This is a genomic window from Nocardioides sp. Root122, from assembly GCF_001425025.1.
Taxonomy (GTDB): Bacteria; Actinomycetota; Actinomycetes; order Propionibacteriales; family Nocardioidaceae; genus Nocardioides.
Genome location: NZ_LMDE01000001.1, coordinates 213,630 through 232,053 on the forward strand (window position 1 = coordinate 213,630; position 18,424 = coordinate 232,053).

General features: G+C 72.9%; 11 protein-coding genes. 7 read left to right on the plus strand and 4 right to left on the minus strand.

All coding sequences use genetic code 11. The annotated features are described in order from the left end of the window. Positions 1 to 12: 12 nt before the first annotated feature. Both ASC64_RS01010 and ASC64_RS01015 read right to left on the minus strand, forming a co-directional pair. Entirely contained in the window at positions 13 to 1,269 is a 1,257-nt protein-coding gene (locus ASC64_RS01010) for an MFS transporter (protein WP_056906229.1), read from the minus strand. Continuing rightward, entirely contained in the window at positions 1,266 to 1,826 is a 561-nt protein-coding gene (locus ASC64_RS01015; RefSeq protein ID WP_056905660.1) for an ArsR/SmtB family transcription factor, read from the minus strand. Before ASC64_RS01015 ends, ASC64_RS01010 begins: the two co-directional genes overlap by 4 nt. A 151-nt stretch (positions 1,827 to 1,977) precedes the next feature. On the opposite strand from ASC64_RS01015, the gene ASC64_RS01020 reads away from it, so the two are divergent. Continuing rightward, positions 1,978 to 2,967, plus strand: a complete 990-nt coding sequence (locus tag ASC64_RS01020; RefSeq protein WP_056905661.1) for a glutathione S-transferase family protein — start codon at positions 1,978 to 1,980, stop codon at positions 2,965 to 2,967. 14 nt (positions 2,968 to 2,981) lie between these two features. Here ASC64_RS01020 and ASC64_RS01025 read toward each other — a convergent pair whose 3' ends face one another. Beyond that, positions 2,982 to 4,190, minus strand: a complete 1,209-nt coding sequence (locus tag ASC64_RS01025; RefSeq protein WP_056905662.1) for a family 43 glycosylhydrolase — start codon at positions 4,188 to 4,190, stop codon at positions 2,982 to 2,984. Between the two features lie 593 nt (positions 4,191 to 4,783). Between ASC64_RS01025 and pdhA the strand changes: the two genes are divergently transcribed. From pdhA to ASC64_RS01050, 5 genes are all read left to right on the plus strand, one after another. Then, complete coding sequence (pdhA, locus tag ASC64_RS01030; RefSeq protein WP_235563462.1) at positions 4,784 to 5,938, plus strand: pyruvate dehydrogenase (acetyl-transferring) E1 component subunit alpha; 1,155 nt, start codon at positions 4,784 to 4,786, stop codon at positions 5,936 to 5,938. Between the two features lies 1 nt (position 5,939). Then, a complete protein-coding gene (locus ASC64_RS01035) occupies positions 5,940 to 6,923 on the plus strand; it encodes an alpha-ketoacid dehydrogenase subunit beta (RefSeq protein ID WP_056905663.1) in 984 nt (327 codons plus the stop codon). A 115-nt stretch (positions 6,924 to 7,038) separates the two neighbouring features. After that, complete coding sequence (locus tag ASC64_RS01040) at positions 7,039 to 8,580, plus strand: dihydrolipoamide acetyltransferase family protein (RefSeq protein WP_056905664.1); 1,542 nt, start codon at positions 7,039 to 7,041, stop codon at positions 8,578 to 8,580. 128 nt (positions 8,581 to 8,708) lie between these two features. Beyond that, the gene (locus ASC64_RS01045) at positions 8,709 to 10,178 is read left to right on the plus strand and encodes a hypothetical protein (protein WP_056905665.1); all 1,470 of its coding nucleotides are present in this window, start codon (positions 8,709 to 8,711) and stop codon (positions 10,176 to 10,178) included. Continuing rightward, positions 10,171 to 11,238, plus strand: a complete 1,068-nt coding sequence (locus ASC64_RS01050; RefSeq protein ID WP_156384938.1) for a hypothetical protein — start codon at positions 10,171 to 10,173, stop codon at positions 11,236 to 11,238. The genes ASC64_RS01045 and ASC64_RS01050 overlap by 8 nt, the downstream gene beginning before the upstream one ends. 31 nt (positions 11,239 to 11,269) lie before the next feature. Here the strand turns inward: ASC64_RS01050 and ASC64_RS01055 are convergent, their stop codons facing one another. Next, positions 11,270 to 12,745, minus strand: coding sequence for a carboxyl transferase domain-containing protein (locus ASC64_RS01055; RefSeq protein ID WP_056905667.1), 1,476 nt, complete (start codon positions 12,743 to 12,745; stop codon positions 11,270 to 11,272). A 194-nt stretch (positions 12,746 to 12,939) separates the two neighbouring features. Between ASC64_RS01055 and ASC64_RS01060 the strand changes: the two genes are divergently transcribed. After that, positions 12,940 to 18,411: a carboxypeptidase regulatory-like domain-containing protein gene (locus ASC64_RS01060; RefSeq protein ID WP_162245754.1), complete on the plus strand. Its 5,472-nt coding sequence runs from the start codon at positions 12,940 to 12,942 to the stop codon at positions 18,409 to 18,411. Positions 18,412 to 18,424: the final 13 nt, after the last annotated feature.

Sequence of the window (18,424 nt, forward strand, 5' to 3'; positions counted from 1 at the left end):
CAAGTCGGCTCGTCAGGCCCGGGTCGGCGTCTCCGCGACGGAGGCGGTGGCGGGCGGGCGGTCCATCTGACGGAAGGACGGCAGCCGCGTCGGCGCCATCGTCGTCACGAGGTACGCCGCTCCCGCCACCAGGAGCGCGGGCGAGAGGCCGAGCCCCGTGACGGCGAGGCCGCCCAGCACGCCGCCGAGCGGCATCAGCGACCAGCAGATCGCGGTGTTGAGGGAGGAGACCCGGCCCATCAGCGGGGCCGGGATCCGTTCCAGGATCACCGCGCCGAGGATCGGGTTGAGGAAGCCCGACGCCGCGCCGGCGACCGCGGTCACCGCGAACACCGCCCAGACCGGCGACTCGAGCGCCATCGCCACGTAGCGCGGTGCGCCCGCGACGAGGAACGCGATGACGTAGGTGCGGAAGCGCGGCAGCGTCTCGCCCCACCGGGCGGCGGTGAGCGCGCCGAGCACCGACGCCCCGCTCATCACGGCGAACAGGGTGCCGAGCACTGCCACGCCCGCGCCGGACTCCTTGGCCCACACCGGTGCGAGCACGGTGGCATAGGCCTGGTCCACGAGGTTGGTCACCGCGACCATCGCGCAGATCGCGATGAGCACCGGCTCGGTGCGCAGGAAGCGCCAGCCCTCCCGCAGCTCCTGGACGTACGACGTCGCGTCGGCGTCCACCGCGGGCGGGACCGGCCGGCCCAGGCCGGAGGTCGCGACGCCGAAGACCGCGAACGAGACGAGGAACGACGCGGCGTCGACGTAGAGGGCGTTGGTGGCACCGACCGAGGCGACGAGCACGCCGGCGAGCGCCGCGCCCCCCATCGACGAGGTGCGTTCGACGGCCGCGGTCAGGCCGCTGACCCGCTCGAGGGACCAGCCCGCCGTGCGCGCGATCTCCGGGGACATCGCCGCCTTGCCCGCGTCGCCCGGACCGCGCAGCGCGCCGGCCACCGCGACGAGCACCAGCAGCGTCGGGAACCCGAGCATCCCGAGCCCGTGCAGCACCGGGATCGCGGCGACCACGAAGGCAGACAGGAGGTCGCAGGCCAGCGTCACCCGGCGCGGCCCGACCCGGTCGAGGAGCGGGCCACCGAGGGCCTTGAAGAGGACGAGCGGCGTGATCTCGGCCGCGGCCACGAGCCCGGTCTGGGTGGCCGAGCCGGTCGTGGACAGGACGAACCACGGGATCGCGATCATCGAGACCCGCGTGCCGACGAACGAGATGCCCTCCGCGACCAGTCCGCCGACGAGCGGCCGGCGGGTGGTCACGACGCACCCCACTGCTGGCCCGGCCGGACGAAGGCGTTGAGGTTGACGACGAACGGGGCGGCGTCGTCGGCGTCGGAGTCCTCGGTCGCCTCGATCGTGGTGACGAGGGAGCGCAGCAGGGCCTCGGCCTGGGCGGGCGTCAGCCGGACCTCCCAGTCGCTCAACGTGCCGGAGCTGCGCCACTCCTGGGGGAGGAAGGCCATCTCGGCGACGGCGGCGCGCATGCGGTCGGCGTACATCAGCGCGACGGTGGTCAGGTAGGCCTCGACGTCGCTGTCGACGGTGCCGCTCTCGCGGAAGTCGGTGCGGGTGCTCTCGTGCGCCGCCCGCCACCAGCGGTCACGGGCGTTGCCGCGCTCGGTGTCCTCCTCGATGAAGCCGTGCTGCGCGAGCTGGCGCAGGTGGTAGGACGTCGCGCCGGTGTTGAGGTCGAGGCGTTGTGCGAGCGTGGTGGCGGTGGCGGGCCCCTCGCCGCGGAGGAGCGCCAGCATCCGCAGGCGGACCGGGTGGCTCAGGGCGCGCAGACCCGCGATGTCGGGGGTGATGGAGGACGGCATGGCACGAGGCTAAGACTGCAAAGAGTCATTTGCAAACAAATCTTTGCAGTCGGCGCGGGGTAGTCCAGTGGGAATTGGCTGCGACACCGGAGTCCTGCCAGCCATTCGCCACTGGACTACCCCGGCGGGCGGCGGTCAGTAAGGTTGAAGCGTGAACGACAGTGCGAGCTACACGAAGCAGGGCCAGCCCTTCGAGCGCGACATGACCTACCTCCCCGACCGCATCCTGGCGGGGGAGCGGTCGGCCGACCCGCTCGACGAGGAGTTCCCCAGCGGGTCGAAGGACAGCCCCCGCGACGTGCCCGTGTGGGAGGCGACCCCGGGCCGCTACCGCCTCGTCGCCGCGCGCGCCTGCCCGTGGGCGCACCGCTCGATCATCGTGCGCCGCCTGCTCGGCCTCGAGGACGTCATCTCGTGGGGTGCGCCGGGCCCGACGCACGACCAGCGCAGCTGGACCTTCGACCTCGACCCGGACGGCCGCGACCCGGTGCTCGGCATCGAACGGCTCCAGGAGGCCTACTTCGCCCGCGAGCCCGACTATCCGCGCGGCATCACCGTGCCGGCGATCGTCGAGGTCGAGTCGGGCCAGGTCGTCACCAACGACTTCCCGCAGATCACCCACGACCTCTTCTTCGAGTGGCGCGAGCACCAGCGCCCCGACGCGCCGGACCTGTGGCCCGCGGACCTCCGCGCGGAGATGGAACCGGTGATGAAGCGGATCTTCACCGAGATCAACAACGGCGTCTACCGCTGCGGGTTCGCCGGGTCGCAGGAGGCCTACGAGGACGCCTACGACCGGCTCTGGACCGCGATGGACTGGGTCGAGGAGCGCCTCGCCGACCGGCGCTACCTGATGGGTGACCAGATCACCGAGGCCGACGTCCGGCTGTTCACCACGCTGGTCCGCTTCGACGCCGTCTACCACGGGCACTTCAAGTGCAACCGCAACAAGCTCACCGAGATGCCGAACCTCTGGGGCTATGCGCGCGACCTCTTCCAGACCCCGGGCTTCGCCGACGACGTCGACTTCGACCAGATCAAGAGGCACTACTACGTCGTCCACGAGGACATCAACCCGACCGGCATCGTGCCCGTCGGTCCTGACGAGTCGGGCTGGCTCACGCCGCACGGTCGAGGCTGACCGGGGCCCCGTCCTCAGCCGGTCGGTGTCGGCGGGCTGGTGGTCGGCGGGCTGGGTGTGGGTGACGGGGTCGGCGTCGGAGTGGGCGTCGGGCTCGGCGTCGGGGTGGGCGTCGCAGTCGGAGTGGGGGTCGGCGTCGGGGTCGGCGACGGGCTGGGTGGCGACGTCCAGGCGGGGCCTTGCCCGAAGCGGGCGAGCCGCGGCCCGTCGGCGGTCCAGCGGAGCCGCGCGAGGTAGAGCACCCGGTGCCCGCGCCGGAGCACGTCGGAGTGCGAGGAGTACGTCGACTCGCAGGGGCCGTTGACCCCGTCGCATACCCACCCGTGGACGAACAGCCGGTTGGGCGTCGTCGCGACGTAGTCGGCGCCGCCCGGCCCGCAGATCCCGGTGCTCTCGCGGTCGAGCAGCACCCGCTCGGGCGCGGACTGCCAGCCGCGCCTGATCGAGGTGGACTCGCGCCACACGGTGCGGTAGCCGCAGCGCCCGAAGTCGCCCCGGCTGAGCAGCAGGTGGTGCCGACCACGCGCGTCGACGAGCTCGGGGTTCTCCACGACGCCCGGGTCGCGCAGGATCTCCCGGCTGGGTCCCGCGGCGCGGAGCCCGCTCCGGGTGAGGCGCACCATGCGGATCGAGGACGGCATGCCCTGGGTGCGGTAGAGCAGGAACCGCCGGCCGTCGGGTGCGACGTACGACGACGGGTCGATCACCCCGCGTCGTGGCAGCCCCGCCTCGGTCGGTACGACGTCGCTGGCCGGCGAGGTCGAGGCACCGGACGGGCAGGCGAGGGGCTGCGAGTGCAGGGGCGTGAACGGCGTCGCGAGGTCGGGCGAGGTGGCCACGCCGATGCAGCGGTCGTTGATGTCGGGCAGCCCGATGACCGGGACCGAGTAGTAGGCGAGCCACGTGCCGTCGGACGCTCGCTCGACCTCCGGCGCCCACACGTCGCCGTTGCGCGCCCAGAGCGGCCGCGCGTCGAGCAACGGCGCGCCGGGCGCCCAGCCGGCGTACTCCTGGGGGCTGCTGCTGGTGCCGCCGCGCCACCCGGTGCCGGCGGCGAACCACCGCGACCCGTCGTGGACCACGGAGGGGTCCGCCAGCGGTTGCTCCCAGAAGAGCGGTCGCGGCGGGAAGGTGGTCACGTCGGCCTGCGAGACCGGCGAGGACGCACCGAGCGCCAGGACCGCGACGACCGTCGCGAGCAGCCCACGGCTCAGGTGTCGCACGCGCTCGCACCCCCCGGGTTCGACGTTCGGCCAGGGCGTCAGGCTACGTCCGGTCTGGTCCGCAGCGCCGCTGATCGGCACGCGGCGTACAGAAACCGTCAAGCGTCCCCGCACGCTTGCCCGATCTTCGGGCAGGGGTCTGGCCGTGTGCTCCGCGGATCCCGATGCTGTGCGTAGAGCTTCGCGGAAGGCACGGGGGTGTGCAGGGGGCCGCGGATACGGGAGGGCCGACGACACCGTCGGACAGGGGGGCGACACCAGTCTCGCCGGTCCTCCCGGACTCTGACCTCGGGGGAGGACACACCTCCGGGACCGAGCTTCGGGCGCATGCAGACAGGCGCCCGAGCCTCCACCCCCCATGGAGGGAGCCGGCGTCGACGGATCACCCACGAGTCCGTCGGCGCTGGCTCGTCTGCGCGCCCGGGTGCGCGCCGGGGGTCCCCGCGGACGCCCTCCAGATTGGTGCTGGCAGGCTGCGGCCGATACGTTGAGCCCATCATTGTGGTCGGGGTCACACACGCCGACGACCACGCTGCAAGCCGTCGGCGTCCGGCGATCCCGGGACCGCCGCTAGCTGTTGTGAGGAGATTGCGTTGTCCGATCCTTCTGGTTTCGGCCCCGACCTTGCGGAGGTCTTCGGGCCTTCGCAGTCCGACGGTGGCCCCGACCTCGTCCAGCTGCTCACGCCCGAGGGCGAGCGCATCCACCACCCCGAGTTCGACCACGACTTCTCCGCCGAGGAGCTGCGCGGCCTCTACCGCGACATGGTGCTGACCCGGCGCATCGACGTCGAGGCGACCGCGCTCCAGCGCCACGGCGAGCTCGGCATCTGGGCCCAGCTGCTCGGCCAGGAGGCCGCCCAGATCGGCGCCGGCCGCGCCCTGCGCCCGCAGGACTACGTCTTCCCGACCTACCGCGAGCACGGTGTCGCCTACTGCAAGGGCGTCGACCCGCTCCGCCTGCTCGGCCTGTTCCGCGGCGTCGACCAGGGCGGCTGGGACCCCAACGAGAACAACTTCGGGCTCTACACGATCGTCATCGGCGCCCAGACCCTCCACGCCACCGGCTACGCCATGGGCATGCAGCGCGACGGCGTCGTCGGCACGGGTGACCCCGAGCGCGACGCGGCCGTGATCGCCCACTTCGGCGACGGCGCGTCCTCGCAGGGTGACGTCAACGAGGCGTTCATCTTCGCCGCCTCCTACAACGCCCCCGTGGTGTTCTTCTGCCAGAACAACCAGTGGGCGATCTCCGAGCCGATCGAGCGCCAGACCCGCATCCCGCTCTACCAGCGTGCGCTGGGCTTCGGCTTCCCGGGCATCCGCGTCGACGGCAACGACGTGCTCGCGACCTACGCCGTCACGAAGGCCGCGCTGCAGCGCGCCCGCGAGGGCAACGGTCCGTCGTTCGTCGAGGCCTACACCTACCGGATGGGTGCGCACACCACCACCGACGACCCGACGCGCTACCGCCTCAACGACGAGCTCGAGCACTGGAAGCTCAAGGACCCGATCGAGCGCCTCAAGGTCTACCTGCGCCGCAACGGCCTGGTCGACCAGCAGTTCTTCGACGACCTCGACGCCGAGGCCAAGGAGCTGGGCCACCACCTGCGCGAGGGCTGCAAGGCACTGCCCGACCCCAAGCCGCTCGACCAGTTCGGCTACGTCTTCAGCGAGATGACCGACGAGATCGCCGCCCAGCGCGACGGCTTCGCCGCCTACCTCGAGTCGTTCGAAGGAGCCCACTGAGATGAGCACCAGCAAGATCACCCTGGCCAAGGGTCTCAACATGGGCCTGCGCAAGGCCATGGAGGACGACGACAAGGTCCTCCTCATGGGCGAGGACGTCGGCAAGCTCGGTGGCGTCTTCCGCATCACCGACGGCCTGCAGAAGGACTTCGGCGAGGACCGCGTCATCGACAGCCCGCTCGCGGAGTCCGGCATCGTCGGCACCGCGGTCGGCATGGCGCTGCGCGGCTACCGCCCCGTCGTGGAGATCCAGTTCGACGGCTTCGTCTACCCCGCCTACGACCAGATCGTGTGCCAGGTCGCGAAGTACACCTACCGCTCGCAGGGCAAGGTGAAGATGCCGATCGTCATCCGCATCCCCTTCGGCGGCGGCATCGGCGCGGTCGAGCACCACTCCGAGAGCCCCGAGGCGCAGTTCGCGCACACCCCCGGCCTCAAGGTCGTGGCGTGCTCCAACCCGGTCGACGGCTACTGGATGATCCAGCAGGCCATCGCCCACGACGACCCGGTCATCTTCCTCGAGCCCAAGCGGCAGTACCACGCCGACAAGGCCGAGCTCGACGAGTCGGCGACGCCCGAGCCGCTGTTCACCTCGCGCGTGGTGCGCGCCGGCAGCGACGCGACCCTGCTGGCCTACGGCCCGACGGTCAAGACGGCGCTCAAGGCCGCGGAGGCCGCCGAGTCCGAGGGTCGCAACCTCGAGGTCATCGACCTGCGCACCCTGTCGCCGCTCGACATGGCGCCGGTCTACGAGTCCGTACGCCGCACCGGCCGCTGCGTCGTCACCCACGAGGCGCACGTCAACCTCGGCATGGGTGCCGAGCTGTCCGCCCGGGTCACCGAGGAGTGCTTCTACTCCCTCGAGGCCCCCGTCCTCCGCGTCGGCGCCTTCGACACCCCCTACCCGCCCTCGCGGATCGAGGAGGAGTACCTCCCCGACCTCGACCGGGTCCTCGACGCCGTCGACCGCACCTTCTCGTACTGATGGGCTCGCTCCGCTTCGCCGTGTCCGCGTCGCTGCAGGACGACGACGCAACCCACCGTTGGTCGAGGAGGTCGCGCAGCGACCGTCACGAGACCCGGCTCCGAAAGGTTTTCTGATGTCTGAGTTCCTCCTTCCCGACGTCGGCGAGGGCCTCACCGAGGCCGAGATCGTGGCCTGGAAGGTCAAGGTCGGCGACACCATCGAGATCAACGACGTGGTCGTCGAGATCGAGACGGCCAAGTCGCTCGTCGAGCTGCCTTCGCCGTACGAGGGCACGGTCCTCGCGCTGCTCGTCCCCGAGGGCGAGACCATCCCCGTCGGCACCCCGATCATCTCGATCGGCGCTCCCGGTGAGGAGCCGGCGACGCCCGCGGCCCCGACCGAGCAGACCGAGTCCGACCCCTATCTCGGCATGGCCGAGAAGGCAGGCCAGCAGGCGGCCGAGGCGCAGGTCGACCCGGCCGACATCGACCTGTCCAACCCCGCCGCCTCCGGCTCGATGGAGGGCGCGTCCCTCGTCGGCCGGATCAAGGCCGAGCGCGGGCCGATGCGTCGCGCCCGTCGCGGGTCCGCCTCGCCGAGCACGGTGGCCGGCAGCCAGACCCAGATGCAGGTCCAGGGTGCGTTCTCACCCGGCGGCGCCCAGTCCGACGACGTCATGCCGGCCGACGAGTCCCCGGTGCCGGCCGTCGACCAGCGTCCCGCCGCCCCGGCGGCGCCCGCCGAGGCGCTCGTCCCGGCAGCCGCCCAGGTCGGGACCGGCGACGTACGCGCCCTGGCGAAGCCGCCGGTGCGCAAGCTCGCCAAGGACCTCGGCGTCGACCTGACCACCCTGACCGGGTCCGGCCCCTCGGGGTCGATCACCCGCGACGACGTGCAGGGTGCGGCCAACGGATCCGCCCCGGCTGCAGCGCCCGCTGCGGCTCCGGCCAGCCGTGCCGCGGCGCCCGGCGAGCGCGAGACCCGCGAGCCGATCAAGGGCGTGCGCAAGATGATGGCCTCGGCGATGAGCCAGTCGGCCTTCACCAGCCCGCACGTCACCGAGTGGGTCACCGTCGACGTCACCGCCACGATGCAGCTCGTCGAGCGGCTCAAGGCGCGGCGCGAGCTCCGCGACGTACGGATCAGCCCGCTGCTGGTGCTCTCCCGCGCCGTGATCCTCGCGATGAAGCGCACCCCGGAGATCAACTCCTTCTGGGACGAGGCCGCGCAGGAGGTCGTCTACAAGCACTACGTCAACCTCGGCATCGCGGCCGCCACGCCGCGCGGCCTTGTGGTGCCCAACGTCAAGGACGCCGACTCCCTGTCGATGACCGAGCTCGCTGCTGCCCTGGGCGAGCTCACCGCCACCGCGCGTGAGGGCAGGACGCAGCCGGCCGAGATGGCGGGCGGCACGTTCACCATCACCAACGTCGGCGTCTTCGGCGTCGACGCCGGCACCCCGATCATCAACCCGGGGGAGTCCGCGATCCTGTGCTTCGGCGCGATCAGCAAGCGGCCCTGGGTCGACGAGCAGACGGGCGAGATCGTCGTGCGCGACGTCACCACGCTGGCGCTGTCCTTCGACCACCGCCACATCGACGGCGAGAAGGGCTCGCGCTTCCTCGCCGACGTCGCGGGGATGCTCCAGGACCCGGGCACCGCGCTCCTCTTCTGAGCGGACTGCACACCGGCGCGCCGCGGACACGGCGAGCGAAGCGAGCCCTTCAACACAGCTCTTTGTCACCCCCAGGGGTGACCTGAGAGGATGGGTGCCTCGGACTCGGCCGGAGGGAGCAGGTGGCAATGAACGTGGAAGCCCCGACCGCCACGTCCGGGGAGTCCTCGACCTCCGCCCTGCTCGCCCGGGCCCAGCAGGTGGCCGACCAGCTCGTCAGCGAGGCCCGTCTCGAGGCGGAGCGGCTCACCGCCGATCTCGCCGACCTCCGCGAGGAGGCCCGCGTCCTCAAGGTCGAGGCCGAGCGGGACCGGGCCGAGGCCGGGCGGGCGCGCAAGCAGGCGGAGCAGGTGCTGGCCGGTGCCTCCGAGGAGGCCGCGACGATCGTCCTCGACGCCAACGAGCAGGCGGCCCTGCTGATGAGCTCCGCGTCGGGTGCACGCGACGAGCAGGTCGAGGCGGCCAGGATCGAGGGCGAGAAGCTCCGTGCACAGGCCCACGACGACGCCGTCGCACTCCGCGTCGAGGCCCAGGAGCTGCGCGACACCGCCGCCCTGGAGCGGACCGAGCTCCTCGAGGGTGCCCGGGGCGAGGCCGACGCGACCGTCGCCACCGCCCAGGAGTCTGCCGCGCGGCTGGTCGAGGAGGCCCGCACCGCCGGCCAGCAGCACCTCGACTCGGCCACCGCCGAGGCCGAGTCGCTCCGGTCCACCGCCTCGATCGATGCCGCCCGGATGCGCGACGAGGCCGGGCTCCACGTCGAGGAGCTGCGACGTACGACCGGCGCCGAGGTCGACCGGATGCGCCAGGCAGCCGAGGAGCTGCTCGCCGCGGCCCGCGCGGAGAGCGAGGAGAAGCTGCGCCACGCGGCGGAGCAGACCGAATGGGCCACGCGCACGGTCGAGTCGGTCCTCGCCGGAGCGGCCACCGAGGCCGACTCGATCCGCAAGGGCGCCCACGCGGAGGCCGGCGAGCACGCCCGGCTCGTGCGCGAGCGCGCGCAGGGAGTCATCGCCGCCGTCAACGCCCGTGTCGCCCTGGAGGTGGCCGAGGCCAAGCAGCGCGCCGAGGAGGTCGCCCAGGACGCGTTCCACGCGGCTGATGAGCGCCGGGCCGAGGCGCGAGCCGCGCTCGAGCAGGCACAGGCCGAGGCAGTTCGGATCATCGCTGACGCCACCGACGAGTCGGAGCGCGCCGTGGAGCGGCTCGAGCGCCGCCGTGCCGAAGCCGAGAGCGGTGCGGCCAGCCTGCGAGCACTGGTCGCCGAGGAGGTCACCCGCTCGCGCGCGGAGGCTGCCGAGGAGCGGCGCCGCGCCCGCGAGGAGTCGGTCGCGCACGTCGCCGAGGCCCGTGCCGAGGCCGACAGGCTCCGCGAGAGCGCCCGCCTCGCCCTGGACCGCGCCCGCACCGAGATCGCCCAGCTCCAGGCCCGCCGCGACAAGATCGTGACCGAGCTCGGCCAGTGGTCAGGCGTGATCGAGGCGCTGTCCGTCCCGGAGACCGACGCATCCGACGGCCCGCGCGCCGGGCAGATCGCCCCCGAGCCCCACCCCTTCGCCCCCGAGTTCCAGCCCGACCAGGAGACCCCCGATGCCTGAAGAGTTGTTCACCACCGTGCGCCGCGGCTACGACCCGGCCGAGGTCGAACGAGCGTTCAGCGCCGCCCAGACCGAGCTGGCCGAGCTGCGCCGGCGGGTCGAGGCCGCCGAGCGGGTGGCCGAGGAGGCACGCACCGAGGCGTCCGCGTCCCGGGAGGCTCTGGTGTCGCGGGAGTCGCAGCAGCCGGAGCCGCCGACGTACGCCCACCTGGGCGAGCGGGTCGGGCAGATCCTGTCCCTCGCCGAGACCGAGGCCGCGGAGCTGCGTGACCGGGTGGTGGGCGAGATCGAGGCGATGCGCAAGGACGCCGACGTCGAGGTGTCGGCGCTGCGCCAGGACGCCGACCGCTACGCCGAGGAGACGCGGCGCGACGCCGAGGCCGAGAGCGCCCGGGTGCTCGCCGACGCGCGCACCGCCGCCGACTCCGAGCGCGACGCCGCCGAGCGCGATGCCTCCGCCCGCCGTGCCGAGGCCGAGGCGCTCCACGAGGACCAGCGCGCCAAGGCCGCGCAGGCCGCGGCGGACTTCGAGACCACGCTCGCCGAGCGTCGGCAGAAGGCCACCTCCGAGTTCCAGGCGCAGCAGGCCGCCACCCAGGCCGAGCTCGACGCGATGACCGCCCGCAACCGCGACGCCGAGGCGGCGATGGAACGCAGCCGTGCCGAGGCCGAGGGCCGCATCGCTCGCATGCTCGCCGAGGCCGAGGAGCGCTCCACCGCGATGGTCGCGGAGGCCCGCGCCACGGCCGATCGGGTGCGCGCCGAGTCCGAGCGCGAGCTCGCCGCCGCCTCCCAGCGCCGCGACAGCATCAACGCCCAGCTCTCCAACGTGCGCCAGATGCTCGCCACCCTGACCGGCACGGTGCCCGCGATCGTGCCGCCCGAGCCGGCACCCCAGGACGCGGCGGCTCCCGCCGCAGAGGCCGAGCAGTCCGAGCCCGACCAGTCCGAGGACAGGCCCGAGGCGGTCACCGAGGCCGAGGTCGTACGCGCCCAGGACGAGGCGGCCGCCGACCTGGCCGAGCGCGCCGACGGATCGGACGATCCCGAGCAGCACTGACCGAGCAGCACTGACCGAGCAGCCGGAGCGCTCAGACGTAGCGCCGCGCGCGCTTCTCCGGTGACCCCGGCCCGGCGGCGAGCAACGCGCTGAGCTCGTGCTCGAGCACGGCGCCGACCCGGCGGCAGAACTCCTCCGGCTCATCGGCGGCGTCCGGCTTCTCCGCGACGATCCGGTCGACGATCCCGCGCCGGTAGAGGTCGATCGCGCGCACCTGCTGGGCCCGCGCCATGTCGGCGGCGTGGTCGAGGTCGCGGTGCACGATCGCCGACGCGCCCTCCGGCGGGAGCGGCGAGAGCCACGCGTGCTGCGCAGCGACCACCCGGTCGGCGGGCAGCAGCGCGAGGGCGCCGCCACCGTTGCCCTCGCCCAGCATCAGGCACAACGTCGGGGCGTCGAGCGTCACCAGGTCGGCCAACGACCGCGCGATCTCCCCGGCCAGCCCGCCGTTCTCGGCGTCGGGCGAGAGAGCGGCGCCCTGCGTGTCGATCACCGTCACCAGCGGCAGCCCGAGCTCGGACGCCAGCCGCATCCCGCGCCTGGCCTCGCGCAGCGCCTCGGGGCCGAGCGGGTGGTCGGTCGTCTGCCCGCGCCGGTCCTGCCCGAGGAAGACGCACGGCGCCTCCCCGAAGCGTGCCAGCGCGATCAGCAGACCCGGGTCCGCCTCGCCCTGCCCGGTCCCGTTGAGGGGTACGACGTCGCTGGCGGCGTAGCGCAGCAGCCGGCGCACGCCCGGCCGGTCCGGGCGCCGCGACCGGGTCACGCAGTCCCAGGTGTCGACGTCGGGCACGTCCTCCTGGCCCGGGTCGGCCACCGGGGCCACGCCCTCCCGGGCCGCCATCAGGATCGTCAGCGCGCGGTCGAGGATGTCGGCGATCTGGTCGGGCGGCAGGACCGCGTCGATGATGCCGTGGGCGTAGAGGTTCTCCGAGGTCTGCACGTCGCTGGGGAAGGGCTTGCCGTAGAGGGCCTCGTAGACACGGGGTCCGAGGAAGCCGACGAGGGCACCCGGCTCGGCGACGGTCACGTGGCCGAGAGAGCCCCACGAGGCCATCACGCCACCGGTGGTGGGGTGGCGCAGGTAGACGAGGTACGGCAGTCCGGCGGTGCGGTGGGCAGCCACGGCAGCGGAGATCCGCACCATCTGCACGAAGGCCGGCGTGCCTTCCTGCATCCGCGTCCCGCCGCTGACCGGGGCGGCGACGAGGGGCAGGCCCTCGCGGGTCGCGCGCTCGATGCCGGCGACGATCCGGTCGGCCGCGGCCCGGCCGATGGAGCCGGCCAGGAAGCCGAACTCGCCCACCAGGACGCCGATCCGGCGCCCGTGCATGCGGGCCTCGCCGGTGAGCACGGACTCGTCCACGCCGGACTTCTCGGCCGCCGCCGCCAGCTCGGCGGCGTACTCCTCCGGGACGCCGTCGCGCGATGGCGGGGTGTCCCAGGAGGACCACGAGCCGGGGTCCAGGACGAGGTCGATGAGGTCGCGCGCGGACAGTCGTTCGCTCATTGAGCGAGGTTAGGCCATGCGGTGCCGCGCCAGGTCCGGGACCGCCCACCCCGACGGGTGGCGCCCCGTACACCAGCGTGGGTATATCGCTGACAAGGCGTCCCTGACGGCTGGGGCGCCCGTCCTACGGTGCAATCCGCTGTCCACCGGGCTCGGGCCACGCCTGTATGGAGATCGCTGTGGTCACTGGAGCCGTGCGTCGCGTCGGAGGCCCCCTGGGCCTGTTCCTGCTCGTCCTCGCGATGGTGCTCGCACCTCTGGGCCTGCTGGCACCGGCCTCCGCCGCGCCGTACGACCCCGGCACCATCGGGGGCACCGTCTACGACTCGGACTTCCTCGAGGTCGACGGTGCCACGGTCACGCTCTACGACGAGGCCAAGTCGCCGGTGGGCAGTCCCCGGGTGACGGGCGCCGACGGGACCTTCGAGTTCAGCGGGCTCGACGGCACCTACTACGTGGGCGCCACGAAGACCGGCGTGGGCACCGTCTTCCACGCGTACGCCGGCACCCTGGCCAACGCCGACGCGATCGTCGTCGCCCCCGACTTCGGCGACTACGTGGACCTTCAGCTCATCCCGCCGCCCGTCATCGCCGGCACCGTCAGCAACGCCTCCGGACCGCTCGCCGGCGCGGACGTCACCGCCTACGAGCTCGACGGGTCCTGGACCGAGGTGGCGTATGCGACGACCGACGCGTCCGGCCGCTACGAGATCGCCGGCCTCCCGCCGAAGGCCTACCGCCTCCAGTTCAGCGCCCTCGACCACATCACCGAGTACTGGAACGACAAGGCGTCGCTGTCGACGGCGAACGACGTCACGGTGGCGGTGGGCGCGGTCCAGCAGGCGAACGCCGTGCTGACGGCCAGGACCGCCGTGTCCGGCCGGGTCACCGGCACAGGCGGCACAGGCGTCGCGAACGCCAGCGTCACGGCTGAGCAGCAGGTCACCGACCAGTTCGGCGACACCTACTGGGACCAGGTCGACTTCGCCACGACCGCCGGTGACGGGACCTACACGCTGCGCGTCCCGCCCGGAGCGACCCGCATCCAGTTCGAGGCGACCGGCTACCTGTCGGAGTACTACAACGACGCCCTCGACGTGGCCGACGCGGACCTGGTGCAGGTGGCGCAGGTCGCGGTCCCGAACATCAACGCCGCGCTGGTCGCTGGCGGCAAGATCACCGGCCTCGTCCGCAACGCCTCCAACGCCGGGATCCCGAGCGTCTCCGTGACGGCCTACCGCAACGTCGGCGGCACCTGGCAGGCGGTCGGGAGCGGGTTCACGGACGGCGCCGGCAGCTACGCCGTCGACGGCCTGCGGACCGGCACCTACCGGGTGCAGTTCTCGACCTTCGGCGCCGGCGGCTACCTGTCCGAGTACTACCAGGACAAGGACACGCTCGAGACCGCCAACGACGTCGCCGTCAGCCAGGGCGGCACGGTCACGGCCAACGCCACGCTCGACGTCGGCGGGCAGGTCACCGGGACCGTCACCGGGCCGTCCGGGGCGGTCGCCGGCGCCGAGGTCGTCCTCTACGCGCCGAGCCGCTTCTCCCAGTCCGGCTGGACCTGGCGCGGCTCCCAGACCACCGTCGCCGGCGGCACCTACACCTTCACCGGGCTGGTGCCCGGCGCCTACCGGGTGTGCGTGGAGTCGGCCGCGGGGCTCGCCCCGGAGTGCTGGAACGACAAGCCCGACGTGTACGCCGCCGACTCCGTCACCGCCGCCAAGAACACCACGGTCACCGCGAGCTTCGTGCTGGCGGCCGCGCGCAAGATCAGCGGCACGGTGACCTCGCGCGCGGGCGGAGCGCTCACCGGCCCGTCGGTGTCGGTCGACCGCAAGGTGGGTGGCCCCGAGGGCAGCTACTGGGAGTCCGTCGCCTACGCCACGCCGGGGGCCGGCGGGGCGTACTCGGTGGACGTCGCACCGGGCACCTTCCGTGTGACGGCGTCCGCGGACGAGCACCGCTACGGCTTCTACAGCGAGCCGTCGAACCCGACGCGCCCGGCTCGGATCGTCGTCGCGGCTGGCGCCGACCAGACCGGCAAGAACGTCGCGCTCGACCGCTACGGCCGGATCGCGGGGACGGTGAACGGCCCGTCGGGCGCCCTGTCCGGTGCCACCGTCCGGGTCTACCGGTGGTCCAACCCGAGCTTCGTGCAGGTCGGCTCCGTGCAGACCGCCGCCGGTGGCGCGTACACCGTGACGGGCCTCAATCCCGGCAACTACCGGGTCGGCTTCAGCGCCACCGGCATGACGCCGGAGTTCCTCGCGGACAAGGCCGACGTCGAGCTGGCCGACGACGTCGCGGTCGCCCTCAACGGCACGGCGAGCGCCAGCGCCACGCTCGCCTCCAGCCAGCGCACGCTCTCCGGCACGGTGACCGCTGCTGTGGGCGGGGCCGCGCTCGCGGACGTCGACGTGCAGGTCGAGCGCCGGGTGCAGACCCAGGACGACGTCCGGTGGCGCCTGGTGGACGAGGTGAGCACGGTCGCCAACGGCACGTGGAGCACCACCGTCCCCGACGGCACCTACCGGATCCGCTTCACCCGGACGGACTACCTCGTCCAGTGGTTCTCGGGAGCCCCCTCGGCGGCCAACGCGACCCTGGTGGTCGTCAACGGCGCCAACCGCACCGGCCTCAACGCCGCGCTGCAGCTGGGCGCCACCATCAGCGGCACCGTCAGCGGGCCCGGCGGCGCCATCCAGGACGGCTACGTCACGATCTACCGCCAGGTCGCGCCGGGGAGCTTCGAGGACGTCGACTACGCCTCCACCAGCGCAACCGGTGCCTACCGGGTCAGCGGCCTGGTGCCCGGCACCTACGCGGTCGAGCTCGCCGCCGATGGCCACGTCACCGAGTACTGGAACGACAAGGCCAGCCTGGCGACCGCCAACCCGATCACCCTCGCCGTGGGCGGCACGGCGACGGCGAACGCCACCCTGGCGGCGGCGCGGAAGCTCTCGGGCACCGTCACCGGGCCGAGCGGCGCGGCGCTGGCCGACGCGGATGTCGTCGTCGAGCGGCAGTACGACGACGGCGACGGCGGGACCTACTGGGACGACTACACCGACGCCACGACCACGGCGAGCGGCGCGTGGACCGCAGACGTCCGGCCCGGCACCTACCGGGTCCGCTTCCAGCGCTCCGGCCACCTCACGGAGTGGTGGAACAACGCCACGACCGCCTCGGCCGCACAACAGCTCGTGGTGACCACCGCCGACATCGGGTCGGTCAACGCCCAGCTGGCCGCGGCAGCAGTCCTCACTGGCCACATCTCCGGCCCGGACGGTCCGGTCTCGGGGCGCGTGACGGTCTACCCCGCCAGTGCGACCGACCTCGCGACAGCGGTGCCGGTGGCCACGGACTTCAGCGACTCGGACGGCGCCTACCGCGTCGACACGCTGCCCGCGGGCAGCTACAAGATCCGGTTCGAGTCGTCCCGGCTGCTGCCGGAGTTCCACTCCGACAAGCCCGACCTGGCCACTGCGAACGCCGTCGCGCTGTCCACGGGCTCGCCGACGACGATCGACGCCACCCTGGCGCGGGGACGGGCCATCACCGGCACCGTGACGGGCGTCGGCGGTGCCATCGACACGGCCACCGTCTACTTCCACCAGCGGCAGCCCGACGGCAGCTACGACCTCGTCGACTGGGACAGCACCGACGCCGACGGCGCCTACCGCGGCTACCTGCCGGCAGGGACCTACAAGGTCAGCTTCACGGCGTACGACAACCGGGTCTCGGAGTGGTGGAACAACGCCGCCAGCCAGGAGGCCGCCGCCCCCGTGGTCCTCGGCGCGAGCGACGTCGGCGGGATCAGTGCGGTCCTCGACGACGGAGCCACGGTGACCGGCACGGTGACGTTCCCCCAGCGGAAGTCCGGCTGGGACGACCGGGTGGTCGTCCGGGATGCGGCGACCGGTGCGTTCGCCGGCAGTGCGTCCGTGAACGCCCACACCAACGCCTACACGGTCACCAACCTGCCGCCGGGCACCTACCGTGCGGAGTTCGCCCGCGACCCCGGCTACGACGTGGCGGAGGCGCAGTTCTACGACGGCAAGGCCGAGCACCTCGGCGTCGGCGCGTCGCAGTCCTTCACCCTCACCGCCGCCGCGACCCGGACGGCTGTCAGCGCCGTCCTGGTGGAGGGTGGTCGCCTCACCGGACGCGTCCGCGACACGTCGTCGAACCCGGTCGCCGACTGCATCGTCACGGCCTACACCAGCGACGGGTCACGGGTCGACCGCGAGTCGCGCCCGTCGGGCGCCGACGGTACCTACGCGATCCCCGGGCTCACCACGGGCAGCTACCTGCTCCGCGTGGAGGGCGGCGGCTGCGGCTCCGGCACAACGTACTACGACGGCGTCGGCACCGTCTCGCCCTCGTCGGCCGACGCGGTCGCGGTGCCTGCGACGCGCGGGACCAGCACCGCCGTGCCGCAGGACGTCGTCATCGGCGTGCCCGACGCGCCACCCATGGTGAACAACACGCTGCCGTCGATCAGCGACACCACGCCCGACGTCGGCCAGACGCTCACCGCGACCAGCGGCACGTGGACACCCTCGGACGGCACGTACGCCTACCAGTGGCTCGCCGCGGGCGTGCCGATCACGGGAGCGACCACCAGCGCGTACACGCCCGTCGCGGGCGACGCCGGCAAGGCCCTCGCGGTCCGGGTGACCGCGTCGCGATCGGGTCGCACGAGTGCCAGCGCCGTGTCGGCGAGCACGTCGCCAGTCTCCGCCGGGACGATCACCAACAGCGTCCGGCCGGCGATCAGCGACACGACGCCCGAGGTCGGCCAGGCGCTCACCGCCACCAGCGGCACGTGGAACCTCGCCGACGGGACCTACGCCTACCAGTGGCTCGCCAACGGCACCGCGATCACCGGCGCGACGACGAACGCGTACGCACCGGTCGCCGGCGACGTCGGCAAGAAGCTGTCCGTGCGGGTGACCGCGTCGAGGGCCGGGTGGACGAGCGGCGTGGCCACCTCGGTGGAGACCAGCGCGGTCTCGACCCCGGGCACGCCGGTGATGGTCAACCTGACCCTGCCCACGATCAGCGACACGACGCCCGAGGTGGGTCAGGCGCTGACCGCGACCAGCGGGACGTGGAACCCGGCCGACGGGACCTACGCCTACCAGTGGCTGGCCGACGGCGCCCCGATCGCCGGGGCGACGACGAACGGCTACACACCGGTCGACGGCGACGTGGGGAGGACGCTCTCGGTGCGGGTCACCGCGTCCCGGAGCGGCCACACCGCAGACAGCGCGACGTCTGCGGCGACGTCCGCCGTCGCGGCGGTCGTCACCCCGCCCCCGCCGCCCCCGCCCCCGCCGCCGCCTCCGCCGCCTCCGCCTCCGCCTCCGCCGCCCCCGCCGCCCGTGGTCGTCACGATCACCTGCCCGACCCCGAAGGCGACCGGCACCTTCTCGGTGGGCAAGAAGGTGAAGGCCGTGGTGGGGACCGTGTCCCCGGCGGGCGTCACGGTGACGTACCAGTGGCTGCGCAACGGCAAGGCGATCAAGAAGGCGAAGAAGGCCTCCTACAAGCTCACGGCCAAGGACAAGGGCAAGAAGGTCAGCGTCAAGGTGACCTACTCCAAGGCGGGGCTCACCACGGTGGTCAAGACCTCGAAGGCCAAGAAGGTGAAGTAGCGGGTGGCGTGCC